The sequence below is a fragment of the Psychrobacter aquaticus CMS 56 genome, from assembly GCF_000471625.1.
GTDB lineage: Bacteria > Pseudomonadota > Gammaproteobacteria > Pseudomonadales > Moraxellaceae > Psychrobacter > Psychrobacter aquaticus.
In genome coordinates, this window is sequence record NZ_AUSW01000034.1 from 396,841 (window position 1) to 414,383 (window position 17,543).

Below are 17,543 nucleotides of genomic sequence, written 5' to 3' on the forward strand. Positions count from 1 at the left end.
CACACATCGGGTTAATCATCTGTTGTTTAATAACGATAAGACACAACTTAGCCAGTATATAATTTGCTTAGTAGCTTTTGTTTTACTCACTGCTACTACTTTTATTTCGCTAAGATCGTTGTTAAATAAAAATAACATAATAGTTTGGAGATAACACATGCGTTTGACTACTCGAGGCAGATATGCCGTTACTGCATTACTAGATTTGGCGCTGCAAACCAGCCAACAAGATAGCGCGGTGTCCTTATCTGATATTGCTAAACGGCAATCGATTTCTATCTCTTACCTTGAACAGTTATTTTCCAAGCTTCGCAAACGTGGCCTTGTTACCAGTATTCGCGGTGCCGCTGGTGGTTATCACTTAGCCAAACCCTTGCATGAAATAGATGTGATGAGTATTATTTCTGCCGTCGATGAATCTGTTAATGCAATGCAGTGTGAAGGACGCGGGGACTGTCAAGGTGGTACAATGTGTTTAACGCATGACTTATGGTGTGCTCTATCCAATCATATTGAACAGTACTTGAAAAATATAACATTAGCGCAATTATTAGATATGGAAAATGTGCAGTCAGTTTCAGAACGTCAGCACATATCCGCAAAAGATATTTCTCTAAAAGACATCAATACCATTACCCTATCGAACAGCGAGGCAAACCCAGCATGAGCCAACATAACAACCTTATATACTTAGATTATGCCGCCACCACGCCAGTTGCTAAATCAGTAGCTGCGAAAATGAGCGAGTATTTGACTGTAGATGGCATCTTTGGTAATCCAGCCTCGCGCTCACATGGCTATGGCTGGCAAGCAGAAGAAGCCGTAGAAACAGCACGACAGCAAGTTGCTGACGTCATTAATGCTGATCCACGCGAAATCGTCTTTACCTCTGGCGCAACTGAGTCTGACAACCTAGCTATTAAAGGTGCAGCACACTTCTATCAGTCTCGTGGTAAGCACATTATCACTAGTAAAATTGAACACAAAGCAGTACTTGATACTTGCCGTGAGCTTGAGCAAGAAGGTTTTGAGATTACTTATCTTGAGCCTCAACCAAGCACTGGCCTTATTTTGCCTGAACAAGTTAAAGCAGCCCTGCGTGATGACACGATTTTAGTCTCACTCATGATGGTGAACAACGAGCTTGGCACCATTACTGATGTCACTGCCATTGGTGAGATCACTCGTGCAGCTGGTATTGTATTCCATGTTGACGGTGCTCAGTCTGTCGGTAAAATATTGATCAATCTTGAAGAGATGAAAATCGACTTGATGAGCTTTTCAGGTCATAAAGCCTATGGTCCTAAAGGCATTGGTGCTTTATTTGTTCGTCGTAAGCCTCGTATCCGCTTGAAAGCGGAGCAGCACGGGGGTGGTCATGAGCGTGGTATGCGTTCAGGAACATTACCAACGCATCAAATCGTTGGTCTTGGTGCGGCTTTTACTCTCGCCAATGACAGTTATAAAGAAGACAACGCCCATGCTGCAAAATTGCGCCAAAAGCTGTGGGATGGACTACAAGATATCGAAGAGATTTATCTAAATGGCGACCTAGAAAACAGCGTACCTAACATTGTGAACATCAGCTTTAACTTTGTTGAAGGTGAATCTCTCATGATGTCGCTAAAAGACTTAGCCGTATCGTCAGGTTCAGCCTGTACCTCAGCGACGCTTGAGCCATCATATGTATTACGCGCTATTGGTCGCCCAGATGAATTAGCACACAGCTCAATCCGCTTTAGTTTTGGTCGTTATACCACTGAAGAAGATATCGATACTGTAATCAAGCAAATGCATGAAGCGGTCGATAAATTACGTGCCCTATCACCACTTTGGGATATGTACCAAGAAGGTGTTGATTTAGATTCAGTCGAATGGGCTGAGCACTAAAATCAAACACAGAGCGTAATACAGCTTCAAATATATTTATTAAACGATTGATCAGACAATTATAAATCCAGTTTTTATTAACTAAATGTTTGACCCCAATTATCGATGAGTGGGTAGTATTTCAAAGTTAATAATCTACCACTCATCATCTAACCAGGAGAAAACCCCATGGCCTATAGTGACCAAGTTATTGATCATTACGAAAATCCACGCAACGTTGGCAATCTTGATAAAAATGCCAAAAATGTTGGTACTGGTATGGTCGGTGCCCCAGCCTGTGGCGATGTGATGCGTCTACAAATCCAAGTCGACGATAATGGTATTATCGAAGATGCGCGTTTCAAAACTTATGGTTGCGGCTCTGCAATTGCTTCAAGCTCGCTCGTTACTGAGTGGCTAAAAGGTAAAAGCTTGGATCAAGCTGGCGAAATCAAAAACAACGATATCGCTAAAGAGCTGGCATTACCGCCTGTAAAAGTGCATTGCTCTGTTCTTGCAGAAGACGCCATTAAAGCGGCTATTAGCGATTATAAAGGTAAGCATGCCACAGCAGTAGTAACAGAAGAAGCTGTCAGCTAGACCATATCGCTGTGGCGTTATGTTAGCAAAGCTAAAGTAGTGATACGTTAAACAGCTACTGAGGCTAAAGAGGTGACAATGACACTTATGTAATTGTCACCTTTTATTTTCTAGCGTACTGTTTTGGCAATCTCTTCAACTTGATTGCCAGTTTATATAAATTTTTTATTGATATTTATGATTATTAATAGTCAATGGGAGTTGGCATGATTGAAATGACAGAACGCGCCGCTCAGCATGTTCGAGACTTTTTGGACAATCGCGGTAAAGGTGAAGGTATTCGAGTTGGTATCCGTACGGCGGGTTGCTCGGGCTTAGCTTATGTTTTAGAGTTTGTAGATACCCCTGACGAGAATGACACGCGCTATGAAAGTCGCGGCGTTAGTATATTTATTGACCCTAAAAGCTTAGTCTATTTAGATGGTTTGTTAATGGACTACGAAAAAGAAGGTCTAAACGAAGGCTTCAAATTCACCAATCCCAATCAGAAAGGGGAATGTGGTTGCGGTGAGTCTTTTACCGTTTGATAACTTGATCGCAAAAAGCTTTTCTACCTATATACAATCAATAACGGGTCTGGTTTTATCAGTGTCATTGTTAATAATAACAATGTAGCTAAAAAGCCAAGTAGAGAAAAATTTTTAGGCAAACGCAGATTTTAAAAACAAATAAAAAAGCAAGGCGTATGATATGACAGACATTACTCCAGAAGCACAGTTTGATAACTTCTTTGCCCTATTTGAGCAGCCTGTACAATTTGAAGTCAATCAAGCCAGTCTTGATCAACATCTGCGCCTGTTACAGAAACGCTATCACCCTGATAATGTTGCCAAAAACTTAACAGATGCTGCTGAAGCCCAACAGCATTCTGAGCAAGCCTCAGCACTCATCAATCAAGCGTATCAAACCTTAAGCGCGCCTGATAGCCGTGCCAGCTATCTGTTAGATATGGCAGATCAAGCACAAAATGTGGAACACTCAATCGCAGACTTAGATTTTTTAGAAGACGCGATGGAAATGCGAATGGACTTGGATGACGCTATTAATAGCAAAGATCTTCCAAATTTACAGCAGCTACATCCTCAAATTACAGAACGTCTAACAGAACAGTCTGAGCGCTTTGATAGTGCTTACAAAAACCAAGACTGGCAAACGGCAATTGATGCGACACAAAAGCTGAAATTTTTGGTCAAATTGAATGCGGATGTGACGACTGGTCTTGATGACGTCGCCACTGCTGAACATTCAGATGACGATGATCTGTACGTTTAGATAACTATAAACTACATGTCTTATTCAAGAGTTATATTCTAAATATTGGGTTAAAATAGTATCGTCTATACCTTATAATCTCTGGCTTTAAACCAGCTTAGCTACTGAACGTCCTATCATTAGAATGAAGATGTAGCCGTTAAGCTATAATACTGCCTATGCTATGTTTGCCCCATTTCACTTATTCATTTTATCTCTGAGTTATCCTTATGTCTTTAATGCAAATTGCCGAACCCAATCAAAGCGCCCAACCTCACCAGCATCGTTTTGGTCTGGGAATCGACCTTGGTACCACACGCTCATTGGTTGCTGTGGTGCGTTCTGGCAAGGCGCAAGTCTTAGAGGCAGGTTCAGCAACAGATACCTTGTTACCTTCTGTCGTCTATTACCCAAGTACAGGTAACCCTTTGGTCGGCTATGATGCCCTAGCCCGTTTAGCAGATGATCCAAAAAATACGATTGTCTCGGCTAAGCGTTTTATGGGTCGTAGCCAAGCTGATATCAAATTCTCGCATCCTTATGAGCTGTCTGGTAGCAAAGATGATATGCCAGCATTTGTCACTGCTCAAGGTAAGGTCTCTCCTGTCGAAGTCTCAGCACGTATATTAGCCGCGCTTGAGCAGCGTGCAACGAGTGCCTTGCCTGCAGACAGTATTGAAGGGGCAGTAATTACCGTTCCAGCTTACTTTGATGAAGCCCAGCGTCAAGCAACTAAAGATGCTGCACAAGCTGCTGGCATTAACGTATTACGCTTATTAAATGAACCAACGGCTGCGGCAGTCGCCTATGGTCTCGATCAGCATACTCAAGATAATAATAAAGAAAGCTACTATCTGATATATGATTTGGGTGGCGGCACTTTTGATGTATCTATCTTAAAGCTAAATGACGGTGTATTTGAGGTGCTGGCTACTGGTGGTAATAGTGCATTAGGTGGTGATGATATTGACCGTCTCATAACCAATTGGATCATCAAGCAATTAAGCATTGATCCAAAAGACGTAAGTCGTCATGACAAGTCAATACTTGCGCAACAAGCCAAAGCGTACAAACAAGCATTGACTGATGCTGAGCAGGTCGATATTAGTGTCACTATCAATGAGCAGTCTTTTAAAGGTGTATTGCACCGCACTGATATATTGGCGATCGTAGAGCCTGTTAGCCGCCGCACATTAAGCGTATGCGAACAAGTACTGCGTGATGCTAAACTGTCTACCACAGATTTAGACGAAGTTATCTTAGTCGGTGGCTCGACCCGTATGCCTGCCATTCAAAAAATCGTGACTGAGTTTTTTGACAAACAGCCACTTTGCTGTCTGAATCCAGATGAAGTAGTCGCCTTAGGCGCAGCGCAAACAGCACATCAATTGGTCAATGGTAGTAGTGACAATAATATATTATTGTTGGACATAACGCCCCTATCACTTGGTTTGGAAACCATGGGTGGTCTGGTTGAAGTGCTTATCCCACGTAACACACCTATTCCTGTCAAAAAACGTCAAGTATTTACCACGTATCAAGACGGTCAAACTGGCATGGTTATTCATGTGGTACAAGGTGAGCGTGAAACCGTAGAAAACTGTCGCTCACTTGGACGCTTTGAGTTATATGGCATCCCACCGATGAAAGCGGGATTTGCCCGTATTGAAGTCACCTTTAGCATTGATGCCAACGGACAGCTCACCGTCAGCGCCCAAGAGACCACCACCAAAACAGAAAGCAAGATCGAGATTGTGCCGTCGTATGGTTTATCGGATGAGCAAAAAGAGCAGTTGCTGGTTGCAGGATTTAAGCATGCAGAAGAAGACAAAAATGCGCGCTCTTTGATCGAAACCAGAGTCGAAGCTGAGCGTGAAGTATTGGCCTTAGAGTCCGCACTTAATGAATTTTCAGCATTGTTGTCTTCTGATGAACAACTCACTTTAGCAGAGCAAATACAGTCGCTAAAAACCGTGCTCAGCACTAATGATTTAGCACTTATTGAAACTAAGCAAGCACAGCTCAAACCACATAGTGATGCCTTTGCTGCTCGTATTATGAATCAAAGCGTGAAAGCCAGCATGGCAGGCACGAGCGCCCAAGATTGGTAGCAGACACGTTTAGCCATATGACTTAAATGTCATATCACATAGACCTTTCGTATTCTTACTTCTTTAAATTGATTAGCATCGGAAAGACGATTTATGCCAAAAATTACTGTACTACCCCATCACGAGATTTGCCCTGAAGGGACTGAAGTCGAACTAGCGGCTGGCGAGAACTTATGTAAAGCGTTATTAGAAAAAGGTATTAAGATTGAGCATGCGTGTGAGATGTCAAAAGCATGTACCACCTGTCATGTGGTCGTGCGTAAGGGATTTAATAGTTTAGATGAAATGGATGATATCGAAGCGGACTTATTGGATCGCGCTTGGGGACTAGAGCCTGACTCACGTTTGTCTTGTCAAGTTATGCTTGAGGATGAAGATCTGACCATTGAGATTCCTAAATACACGCTTAACCATGCCAAAGAAAACCACTAAGCGCCAATAGTAAACACTACTTTGTCGTTATATGAAGAAAGCCAGCTATCGTTGCAATAGCTGGCTTTTTTGTACCCAATCTTGGAGGATTTTAATTTTTAATCATTTATCCATGCTTAGTGTCACTACGTTTGATTTCTTCCGCTATGCTCATTGCTACTTTTTCTTGCTCTTGCTCGATACGTTCCAGCGCAAAATTTAATCGATCCCTAATGTCTTGATAGTCATTGTCTTTCATATCTTTAAAATTTAGATGCAAATTAAAACCAGGTAATGTGTGATCAACCCACTTTGACAAATGGCCTTTTTGAGCATCGGGATCCAATATGTGCCACGCTTCAACTTTCTTATCAAAGCCTTTTAGCTGAAAAGCGCCTGCATGCTGACACTCATAATTATGACAAACATAATCGTACGTACTCTCACTGACTAATATCTCGTCTTTACCAGCGCTCGCTTCCAGTCTTGCCGCTAAATTGGCTTCTTTACCAATTAATGTATAACTGAGACGATTGTTACTGCCAAAATTACCAACATGACAATAGCCTGTCGTAATACCAATACGTATATACAAGCCCTCAAAACCCATTAACCGCCATTTTTGTCTTAACGTGCGCATTTCACGGCGCATGTCTATCGCCATTGCCACACAATCTAGCGCATCTTGCCGCGAACCACGACTGTCTGGCTCACCAAAAAAACACACCATACCATCGCCGATAAACTTATCAAGAACCCCGCCATGTTTCTCAGCAATCAAGGTCATACAGTGCATATACGTATTCAAAATATCGGCCAAATTGTCAGAGCTTAAACTGTCGGACAGCTCAGTAAAGCCTATAATATCCGAAAACATAATCGTCAGCTTTGCACGCTTATTTGAGACACTAACAAGACTGTCTGTTCTTACAATCGGTTCCCAAATTTGCGGCGGTACAAATCGAGTCAATTTATTGATGACTGAAACCATCGTCCCAAGACGCCCCGTTGCCTGACGAGCACGTACTTTATAATTGGTATATTCTTGGTAAACATGCCAAAACTGCCACAAGATAACAGCCATACTTGCCAAAAATACTATAGTGGAAACCCAATTCTCATCACAGCCCATATCAGCACTACCCAAAATGGCACCAACATAATAAAAGACAACGGCTGTCACCAACGCTACTGTCAGAAGTTTTAGGTAGTTTTCAGAGCCACTAACGATGATGCGTATACCAATCAACGAAGCCAGACTGAGTGATATTACAGGGCAAAACTGTAGTGACCCAATAACGACGGACAGTAAAATAATAACAAGATTAGAGGTCCAGAAGCTTGTTTGCTGTCGATAGTTATAAATCAGAATCATCAAACCTGGTAGAGTAATAACAACCAGTAACGCCATTGAGGTAGGACGAAAATCAAAATAAAAAGCCAGTGATATGACAGTAAGGATTAAAACAAAAACTTCTGGGTAATCAAATCGACAAACTCCCTCATTTTTTGACGGGAGCTTCAATTTCAGCGTGTCTAAAAAAGGCATATAAAGTGTTCGCTTTATCTAGCAGGCTAAAGGAAAACGTATGATACGTAACAATAATCTAATAACACTATAAATATGTTATTGTTTTTTATAATAAGCTATGCACTAAATTTTATAAAAATATATTATACTTTTTACATAAAGCAAAGCCTAGGTCATCGATAACTAAAGAAACACCCTTTATCAGTTAACTGATATCATTTAGTGATAGATACTGCCTAAATTATTTGAATAGAGCAACACGAAAGAAGCCAGATACTAATTGGTATCTGGCTTCTTTATGTATTCACATGCGATTAGTCACAAAACTTCTATCGTTTCAATGCGACCTAATATTTTATTGCATTTGCCAATCAAACGGCATTTGATGATGACCACGTAATGCCATCATGAGGGTCTGTTGCATCTGTGCCAATACTTCTTTGGTATAAGGCACAGCAGGTACACCCCATACTGGGTTCGGCCACTGCATATCGTTTTGATAACGAACGATATGGTGAAAATGCAGCTGTGGCACTTGATTACCGAGTGCTGCCACATTCATTTTATCTGCTTGAAAAGTCTTAGCAAGCTGGCTCGATAACCAGCTAGACTCACGTAAAAACTGCGTTTGATCGGCCTCAGACAACTCGTACAACTCTTTAATACCTGATACACGCGGCACTAATATCAACCACGGAAACTGGCAATCATTGATTAAACGACACGTTGATAGTGGAAAATCACCCACTAAAAAACTGTCAGCAGCAAGTTTATGATGAAGTTGGAACATAATGACGGTTCTCTTGTTATGAAGCTTGAAGAAAAAAAATAAAATGTGAAAAGGTAAAATTCAATAGGTTAAAAATATAATACGTTAAAACCATAATAGGCTAAATATATAGTGTCGCTATTTTATCAGTTATCCATCCGATAAAATAGCACCATCACCGATAGCCTTAGCATTTCACCTTGGCGTTACTTCTCTACCCTATTAAGCCACTATAACTGGCATATCGCTATCATCAAATCCAGTTACGCCGACTCTTCCACCATATGCTCACTAAAATAGCGTAATAACTCTTGAATTACGGTGACACGCTGTTGCGGCGTTGCCAATTTATTAGCATCCTGATAGCGAATACCAGAAGCGCCATTCATACGATAGTGCTGACCATTTGTCTGAATCAATTTAATGATAGCCAGCGCATCCACTGGTGTATCTGGTGCAAATTCAAGCGTCATGCTACTGCTATTGGCATCAATCTTATTGATCTTAAGTGGCTCTGCCTGTAAGCGCAAACCATGGACAGCAAATAGTTGCTTAGTTTGATCAGGCAGTGTGCCAAAACGATCAATCATTTCGGTACGAATGTCTGTCAGCGCTTCTTTATCATCAGCATTGCTAATGCGTTTGTAAAACAACAAACGCTGATGCACATCGTGCAAATACTCTTCTGGTATCAACGCAGAGCTGTGCAGATTAATCTCACTGGTTAATGACAAAGGTGTACTCAAATCAGGCTCTTTGCCCGCTTTAATTGCCTTAGTAGCACGCTCAAGCATATCCATATATAAGCTAAAACCAATCGCCTGCATATTACCACTTTGTTGCTTGCCTAGGATTTCACCTGCGCCGCGAATTTCTAAATCTTCGCTTGCCAGCATAAATCCAGCGCCAAGCGTGTTAGCTCGCTCGATGGCATGCAAGCGGCGTTTGGCATCCCCTTTAAGACCTTTAATAGAGGGCACAAGCAGATAGCAGTAAGCTTGATGGTGGCTACGACCAACACGGCCACGAAGCTGATGCAGCTGGGCAAGACCAAATTTATCAGCGCGCTCAATGATGATCGTATTGGCATTTGGGACATCAATACCCGTTTCAATAATAGTCGAACAAATTAACACATTGAATTTTTTATGATAAAACTGCTGCATCACTTGTTCAAGTTGACGCTCTTGCATTTGCCCGTGAGCAACGCCTACGCGTGCCTCAGGAACTAGCTCACGTATGGTCTCCGCCATACGCTCAATACTAGCCACATCGTTGTGCAGTAAATATACCTGTCCGCCACGCAGTAACTCACGCAAGATCGCTTCTTTCAATAGTGCCTCTGTTTTTTGCATCACAAAGGTTTTAATCGCCAAACGGCGTGCAGGTGGCGTGGCAATAATCGACATATCACGCATTCCTGACAACGCCATATTGAGCGTTCTAGGAATTGGAGTTGCTGTCATTGACATACTATCGACATCGGTCTGAATCGCCTTGATGCGCTCCTTATGACGCACACCAAAGCGATGTTCTTCATCAACAATCATCAGTCCTAGATTAGAAAACTTTACATCAGGTTGCAATAGCTTGTGAGTGCCAATGACGATATCAACCTTACCAGCTGCCAAATCCGCCAATACCGTATCTTGATGCTTTTTACCGCCAAAACGCGACAAGGTCTCAATACGTACTGGCCAATCAGCAAAGCGATCGCGGAAATTGTCTTCATGCTGACCTGCCAGCAGTGTGGTCGGTACTAATACGGCAACCTGATAGCCGGCGCTAACCGCAATGAAAGCGGCACGCATGGCGACTTCTGTTTTACCAAAACCCACGTCTCCGCAAATGAGACGATCCATCGGCTGGTTTTGTCTCATGTCTTCCATCACCGCATGGATGGCATTCGCTTGGTCGGGCGTTTCTTCAAAAGCGAATTGGCTAGCGAATAGCTCATATTGTGAGCTGTCTATTTTAAAGTGAATGCCCACTTTTGCTTCGCGCCGTGCTTGTATATTTAGGAGTTCTGCAGCAACATCGTGGATTTGCTCTAATGCTTTTTGCTTAGCCTTGTCCCATTTTCCACTACCAATCTTGTGCAGCGGCGCGAGCGCTGGATCGCCGCCACTATAACGATTAATCATTTGTAAGTTGGCTACTGGTACATAAATACTGGCTTCATCAGCATATTTTAGATGGATAAACTCTTGCTCACCGTCGCCAACATCCAAGGTAATCAAACCATTATAGCGACCAATACCGTGCTCAATATGAACAACTGGACTGCCTTCCGTTATTTCAGTGACACTCTTTACCAAAAACTCTTCTGACACACCGCTTTGACGGCGGCGGCGCGTTTGCAGTACCTGCCTACCAAACAGTTGCGTTTCACTAATCAATACCAAGCGTTCCGGCACATAAACGCCACGCTCAATGGGCGCAACTGTCAAACCGACCTGTGGTCGTTTGTTACCACTAAAACCAGTTGTTTTATCTGCTGCTAAAAATGCCTCAAAGCTATCATAAGCTTTGATATCAATTTTACCTTTAAACAATTCAATCAGAATCTCACGTCGACCCGCTGTTTCAGCAACCACCAATACTGGTGTCGCGGTTTGCGCTTGTCGGTTCAAAAACTCTAGTAATTCGGTTAAAGGTTCAGTCTTTTGATGGTTGACTGGCAGTTTCGGTGGCTCTTGAGCGCTTAATGTCACCAGCCCTTGCTTGTTATTGGGTGTAAGACCCTCTAATGCGGCGTCTTCACTGTCAATCGCAGCGACATCCGTCATGGCAGCCAATTCATCACGCGCACTTAATATCACGCGTGGATAGTGATTGAGATACTCGTTAAGGGTATTGGATAATAAATACAGCAGCTCAGGTGCGACGATGGGTTTATCAATATCGTGACGACGCTCTTCATAGCGGCGCTGGATTTGCGACCAATAATCTGCCTGCTTTTCATGAATCAACTCATCAGTTATGAACAGTGCGTCGCTGGGCAAATAAGCAAATAGGCTGCTTTCTGCCTGCCAATCCTCTGCATCAAAAAATAGCGGCTGATAATATTCAAGACCACTGCTCGCAATACCTGCCATGACATCTTTGTGCAGCTCAAACTTACGGCTACTGGCATTAGGAAACATCGCTGCAAAATTGGTACGGAAAGTCTCACGTCCTTCATCGAGTGGAAACTCTTTTGCAGGTAGTATTTGAAATTGTTCAATGGGCTTTGAGATATCTGGTAGTTTATGCAGTAGAGACAATGACTCTTTCGCCATACTACTGTCATTACCTGTCATCATGGCATTGAGATCTTCAACGGTCAAAGTACGCTGAGTCTGCGGATTGAAGAAACGAATCGTTTCAATTTCGTCATCGAACAAATCTAGACGCAGTGGAAATGGCTGACCCATCGCAAAGATATCAATGATACTACCACGAACAGCAAACTCGCCCGGCTCAAAGACATTTTCAACCGCGCGATAACCTGCCTTTGCCAGTAGCTCACGCTGAGTATTGATATCAAATCGATCACCAACACTCAAATCAAAATGCTGGCCAATCAGCCAACTTGGCGGCGCCACACGGTGCATCAACGCCTGCACTGAGATAAGCAACACACCTGAGGTCGGCATATCAGTCAATAAGTTAATACGCTCGCTCACGATGTCTTGATGCGGAGATAGCTCATCATAAGTCAGTGTTTCCCAATCGGGAAATACGTAGGCATCAACACCGCAAAATGCCAACTCTGTCTCTATTTGATTGAGCTGGTTTTGGTCGCGTGTCACCACGACTTTGAGACGATCAGCGACCTCCCATATCGGCGCCTGCATCAAACTTGCAAGCCACAAACTACTGACTGCACCATGCACAGGCGCAAGCCAACGCCGCTGCGCGTTCTGAATAGGAAATAACTGCTGGTTAATAGGGTCAAACGCGTCAGTCAAAGCAGTGATAGGCATAAAGGATAGGATCAAAGTTAAGAGTCAGATGACTATTATACGAATATTTAAGCAATTACCAAAATGTATGCCGTAACGGTTTGTCATTTAGCACTGCCATTTAGATTTAAAAGAAATCAAAAGATAAATGCGCATAAGATAAACTTAAATTAATGGCTGGCCACTAGCGATGATACCGTTATTGTCCGCATAAACAAACATGCCCGAGCTTAAGATTAAATCGCCAAAGCTAATTTCGATATCAGTTTGTCCCTCATCTCGACGGGTTGATTTGCGCGGAATACAACCTAGTGCCATCACCCCAATATCCATCTCAGCCATGTCATCAACATCACGGACACAGCCGTATACAACGACACCAACCCAACCATTATCTATCGCTGATTGTGCAATCATGTCACCTAATAACGCACAACGCATAGAGCCACCACCATCGACAACCAATACCTTACCGTTGCCGTCTTTGTCTTTGCCGCTACTGTTTAATAACGACTTAACACGGCTATTGTCCTCAAAACATTTCACCGTCACAATCTCACCGCAAAATCTGTCTTTGCCACCAAAACTGTGAAACGACTTTCCCTCAATATTAGGCAAGCACACCTGCGATTCAGGATTGGCATCCAACAAATCACATGTCACAAAATTTTCTTTATGCATCGCTGTTACTTCTGGCATAGTCCGACTCCTCGTTTTCAATCATTAAAACGCTATTATTAATCACTTATCGTTTAGTGTTTTACTCTGGTCATCGCCAGCATTTTCTTATTTTCGATAATAACCGTTTTCTGCATTATAGGATCAGTACGATATTTGCTACGTTCGTAAATATCTTGCGCGCTCATCGCCATCGCACTAGCGACACGTTTGGCAGAAATAGGGTGCAGTGACAATGACTCTGACACTAGAGGCGAAATCAGCTGAAAGGCCTTTTGTCCAATACTCTCTAGGGGACGTCCTTGGTGTTTGCCAAGCAATAATGAAGGACGGAAAATGACGACCTGCGCAAAGTCTAACGCCATAATAGACTGTTCCGTCTCAGCTTTTACCCGATTGTATAAAAAGCGACTGTCAATATCGGCATTCATTGAAGACAATAAAAAGAAATTTTCAACGCCTTTTTCTTGGCAAAGTTTGGCAAAATTCACATTGTAATCATGGTCAATTTTTCGAAAAGCTTCATTGCTACCAGCCTGCTTTTTTGTAGTACCAAGACAGCTAAAGGCATCTGTCTTTCGATCAACGCCAACACTTGCAAATATTTCTGCTAAGTTATCAAAATCATTGACCTGATAAAAACGCATGCTAACATTAATATAGCGTGGCGGACGCCTTGCAATCACAATTAACGTATCATAAAGTTCACTCAGCTGTTTAACAAGATGCTGCCCTACCAGTCCTGTCGCACCAATTACAATTGCTTTTCGCTGCATATCCTATCCACTTATATACGGTTGAAAATTTATGACGATGAGAAAATACATATTTTAGACACCCGTCGCCTTAGTATCATACCTAAATTAACGCATAACTGACGTTATTCTACAGGGTTTATTGTAAGAGATTTTATCAGCTATAGTCGATTCGCTTTAAAAAACTCTCTTATAAACATCCGAAAACATCAGTAATTCATGTGACAGCACAACTTCTTTGAGCATTAATCATCAAACATATTGTTCTAAGCGCAATAATTTGCTAAAATATCCGGCTTTACACGTCAACGCTGTTTAATTATTCCAAACAGTTATGGCGCTTGCGATGATCTATTGATATTAGATACTTTAGTATTAGACATCGACATCATGTTTGACGAGACGGCTGCTCGTCACCGATGATTGTTAAACCCATTATTGCAATCAACATTCATATTTTATCCGTCTTTATCAAGGAGATACGCGTGGCTAATACTGCACAAGCTCGTAAACGCGCCCGTCAAAACACCAAACGTCGTCAGAACTCTGCGTCACAACGCTCTATGGTTCGTACTTACTTAAAACGTGTTGATGCGGCTATCGCAGCCAAAGATTATGATGCGGCTACCGAAGCTTATAAAAAAGCGGTACCAGTTCTTGATCGTATGGCTGACAAAGGTATTATTCATAAGAATAAAGCTGCTCGTCGTAAGAGCCGCCTAAACAAAACAATTAAAGGCCTACAAGCTTAAGAATTGTATCGTTTAGACCGCATCACGCGTTAAACGTGTGATGACTAAAACCTTACCCTAGTGGTGAGGTTTTTTTATGTCTGTTTAAAAAATAATGACATAAATAGCAATGCAGATTTCCTATCTTATTTGAAAACATGAGTAACAAAGAAAACCCGTTTAAGTCTTATGTCCATTTCACTTCTGGTGGTAATAATAGTTTGCTGGGGTGGAAGCCTGCTGCACGGTAACCGTCTAATAAAGCACTTATCGGGCGAATATATACCTCACCGCGCCATACAAAATACGCGTTGGCTTGCTCAAAAGGCTTGTCATCAAACCACAAAAACACGCCCTCCATCATCTTTGGCCAGTCATTCCAATCTATCTCGATCACATCAAACATCACTGCTAAAAATGCGGACAGTAAAGTATCATGACTGACAGCAAGCATCAAATGCCCATGTTGTGGCTGATTCTGATAGAAAAGTGATAAAATATCGAGACCACCTTGGTAGGCATTTTTGGTGCCTTCAAGATTGCCCTGTAAAAATCGATTGATAAAATTAAGAACACCAATTTCTTTGAATATTGGATTGGCAATGTCGGGTTCAGTAACTAAGCTGCCTGGCTCGACCAGTAAAGACTGGTGCGAGATCTCACGTTTTAGCCCTGCTCCTTCTTGCATTAGCTGCGCTGTATCAATACAACGACCGATAGGGCTTGAGATGCTATCGACGTCGAGTGAATATGGCAAATGTCCTGCCAACCAACGTCCCCAAGACTTCGCCAACACGCGACCTTTGGGTGTCAGTGGCAGCTGATAACTGGCAAAGCCATTACCGTCAGAGCGCTCACGTAGAGAATGTCTGGTAAATAAAATCAGCCGTTTATCTTCAGGCAGTAGACTGACCGAAGCAATCATACTCTCAGGTAGGTGTGAAGGCGCTGGCGCACTTGGAGTATGACTCGCAAGTTTCTCAGCGGATAGTTTTGACAAAGGAGTACTAGGATTTCTGCTCATAGTCATAAGCGTAGCAGATTTTTTGATAAGAATGAATAAAATATCCATTCAGTTTTAAGGTGTGTCGAGAAATTCATAACGCTAATAGTAGAGATATTTTAATCAAGATCAATCACTCTATCCCATGCAAATTCTAAAGCCGTACTACTCACCTCATTGGGATAAGCACGCGGATTGACAATGACGCGTGTTTTACCAATACGGTAGTCGAATGCTTCATGAGTATGACCATGCACCCAAAGTGCCGGTGCCCAATCCTCGTGCATCCACTCAGATAAGTCACTGACAAAAGCAGCATTACTCGGCAAATCCGCATATTTTTCAGACACCGATAACGGGCTAATACTATGATGACTCATTACGACAGTTTTTTTGCCGAGCTCTTTAGCCGTTATCAATGCTTGCTGAAGCCATTGGCGTTGCTCAGCATGGATTTGCATTGAAACCTGAGGTGAAAATAGCTCACTACCAGCATGGATTTGCTTATAATCACGCATAAACCGCATGGCAGCAGCCATGGTATCCTCATTGGCTTGATACTGATAGTCCGTCCACAGTGTGCAACCTAAGATGCGCACTTCACCAATATCCATATGTTGACACTGTAGCACTCTAACACCTTGCTTTAACTCATCACTATAATTGTCCCACGTCGCTAACTTCTCATCAAAATGTAGCACGTCTTCATTAAAATATTCATGATTGCCGGATATCGTAATCAGCGGCACTTGTAAGCGTGTTGCTTGCGCTTGTAGCCACGGCATACCGCTATCACTATTGGCTGTGTCTCCCGCTACTAGTACCACGTCTGCATCAGTCTTAGGGATATGCCCTATCGGATGCGACTGACGAGCATAGCTATCAATATGTAAGTCACTTAAAATCTGTAATTTCATATTATTTAATATTATCCAAAGGTGCTATTTTCAAAAATTTGAGTGAAAAGTAAAAGAGCATGAGTACTACACTCCATAGCCTACGCAAGTCCAGCATAGCCGATCGTAATTTTCAGGGTTTGTATAAGCGTAAGTTCAAATAGTGTAGCACTTTTTTACTAATCAACAAAAAGTAAAAAAGACAGCGAGTTAGGCTGCCTTTTCTACTATTTTCCAGCTATGTAACGCTAGATATTTTTTGTAGACGCTTCTTTAGAGGCTTTGGAGTATGGTTTGCAGTTTAGCAGCAGGATCGGCAGCTTGAGTAATTGAACGACCAATAACCAGATAATCTGATCCATCACTCAAGGCCTGCTTTGGCGTACAGATACGTTTTTGATCATCAGCATTGTCTTCAAGCAAACGAATACCAGGAGTAACAAGCTTGAAATCATTACCACATAAGGATTTAAGTACTTTGGCTTCTTGTGCTGAGCAAACGACCCCGTCAAGACCTGCCTGTTTGGTCAATTGCGCCAATCGACTCACTTGGGCATCCAAACCGTCAACGATGCCCGTTTGCATCAGTGCTTGATTGTCCATAGAGGTTAAGACCGTAACTGCAATCAGTAATGTGTCAAAACCACCTTCTAATAAACGCTGCTTGGCCAGTGACATCGCCTCTAAACCAGCACTTGCATGGACATTGACCATCCATACACCTAACTCTGCCGCTGCCAATACTGCTTGCGCGGTCGTGTTAGGAATGTCATGAAATTTTAGATCCAAAAACACGTCAAAATCACGCTGATGTAGCGTCTTAACGATTTCAGGTCCACAGCGGGTAAATAGCTCTTTACCGACTTTTAATCGACACAATGTGGGGTCTAATTGGTCAGCTAACGCTAAAGATGCCTCCATAGTCATGTTATCTAATGCGACTATCACTGGAGAATGGATTGTATTATTCATCGGTATGCCATTTTATATC

At 42.4% G+C, this 17,543-nt stretch carries 16 protein-coding genes; 8 read left to right on the plus strand and 8 right to left on the minus strand.

Going from position 1 to position 17,543, the window contains the following annotated elements:
- Positions 1–157 precede the first annotated feature (157 nt).
- The 7 genes from M917_RS11290 (at position 158) to fdx (ending at position 6,263) form a co-directional block, all read left to right on the plus strand.
- Positions 158–667: an Rrf2 family transcriptional regulator gene (locus M917_RS11290; protein WP_021814980.1), complete on the plus strand. Its 510-nt coding sequence runs from the start codon at positions 158–160 to the stop codon at positions 665–667.
- On the plus strand, positions 664–1,890 hold the full coding sequence (locus M917_RS11295) for an IscS subfamily cysteine desulfurase (RefSeq protein WP_021814981.1): 1,227 nt from the start codon (positions 664–666) through the stop codon (positions 1,888–1,890). Before M917_RS11290 ends, M917_RS11295 begins: the two co-directional genes overlap by 4 nt.
- Before the next feature lie 168 nt (positions 1,891–2,058).
- Complete coding sequence (iscU, locus tag M917_RS11300) at positions 2,059–2,469, plus strand: Fe-S cluster assembly scaffold IscU (RefSeq protein ID WP_021814982.1); 411 nt, start codon at positions 2,059–2,061, stop codon at positions 2,467–2,469.
- A gap of 206 nt (positions 2,470–2,675) precedes the next feature.
- The gene (gene iscA, locus M917_RS11305) at positions 2,676–2,996 is read left to right on the plus strand and encodes an iron-sulfur cluster assembly protein IscA (RefSeq protein WP_021814983.1); all 321 of its coding nucleotides are present in this window, start codon (positions 2,676–2,678) and stop codon (positions 2,994–2,996) included.
- A 163-nt stretch (positions 2,997–3,159) separates the two neighbouring features.
- Entirely contained in the window at positions 3,160–3,741 is a 582-nt protein-coding gene (gene hscB, locus M917_RS11310; RefSeq protein WP_021814984.1) for a Fe-S protein assembly co-chaperone HscB, read from the plus strand.
- A gap of 209 nt (positions 3,742–3,950) precedes the next feature.
- Complete coding sequence (gene hscA / locus M917_RS11315) at positions 3,951–5,831, plus strand: Fe-S protein assembly chaperone HscA (protein WP_040642650.1); 1,881 nt, start codon at positions 3,951–3,953, stop codon at positions 5,829–5,831.
- A gap of 93 nt (positions 5,832–5,924) precedes the next feature.
- Positions 5,925–6,263: an ISC system 2Fe-2S type ferredoxin gene (fdx, locus tag M917_RS11320; RefSeq protein WP_021814986.1), complete on the plus strand. Its 339-nt coding sequence runs from the start codon at positions 5,925–5,927 to the stop codon at positions 6,261–6,263.
- Positions 6,264–6,369: 106 nt separating this feature from the next.
- Here the strand turns inward: fdx and M917_RS11325 are convergent, their stop codons facing one another.
- From M917_RS11325 to M917_RS11345, 5 genes are all read right to left on the minus strand, one after another.
- Positions 6,370–7,653, minus strand: a complete 1,284-nt coding sequence (locus M917_RS11325; RefSeq protein ID WP_021814987.1) for an adenylate/guanylate cyclase domain-containing protein — start codon at positions 7,651–7,653, stop codon at positions 6,370–6,372.
- 475 nt (positions 7,654–8,128) lie between these two features.
- The gene (locus M917_RS11330; protein WP_021814988.1) at positions 8,129–8,563 is read right to left on the minus strand and encodes an HIT domain-containing protein; all 435 of its coding nucleotides are present in this window, start codon (positions 8,561–8,563) and stop codon (positions 8,129–8,131) included.
- Between the two features lie 242 nt (positions 8,564–8,805).
- The gene (gene mfd / locus M917_RS11335) at positions 8,806–12,510 is read right to left on the minus strand and encodes a transcription-repair coupling factor (protein WP_021814989.1); all 3,705 of its coding nucleotides are present in this window, start codon (positions 12,508–12,510) and stop codon (positions 8,806–8,808) included.
- A gap of 144 nt (positions 12,511–12,654) precedes the next feature.
- A complete protein-coding gene (gene rraA, locus M917_RS11340; RefSeq protein ID WP_021814990.1) occupies positions 12,655–13,188 on the minus strand; it encodes a ribonuclease E activity regulator RraA in 534 nt (177 codons plus the stop codon).
- Between the two features lie 53 nt (positions 13,189–13,241).
- A complete protein-coding gene (locus M917_RS11345) occupies positions 13,242–13,943 on the minus strand; it encodes an NAD-dependent epimerase/dehydratase family protein (protein ID WP_040642656.1) in 702 nt (233 codons plus the stop codon).
- Between the two features lie 464 nt (positions 13,944–14,407).
- Between M917_RS11345 and rpsT the strand changes: the two genes are divergently transcribed.
- Entirely contained in the window at positions 14,408–14,674 is a 267-nt protein-coding gene (rpsT, locus tag M917_RS11350; protein WP_010200097.1) for a 30S ribosomal protein S20, read from the plus strand.
- A gap of 166 nt (positions 14,675–14,840) precedes the next feature.
- On the opposite strand, the gene M917_RS11355 is transcribed toward rpsT, so the two are convergent.
- The 3 genes from M917_RS11355 to pyrF form a co-directional block, all read right to left on the minus strand.
- Positions 14,841–15,677, minus strand: a complete 837-nt coding sequence (locus M917_RS11355) for a histidine phosphatase family protein (RefSeq protein ID WP_040642746.1) — start codon at positions 15,675–15,677, stop codon at positions 14,841–14,843.
- Positions 15,678–15,775: 98 nt separating this feature from the next.
- Positions 15,776–16,573, minus strand: coding sequence for a metallophosphoesterase (locus M917_RS11360; protein WP_021814993.1), 798 nt, complete (start codon positions 16,571–16,573; stop codon positions 15,776–15,778).
- Positions 16,574–16,825: 252 nt separating this feature from the next.
- Entirely contained in the window at positions 16,826–17,524 is a 699-nt protein-coding gene (pyrF, locus tag M917_RS11365; protein WP_021814994.1) for an orotidine-5'-phosphate decarboxylase, read from the minus strand.
- Between the last annotated feature and the right edge of the window lie 19 nt (positions 17,525–17,543).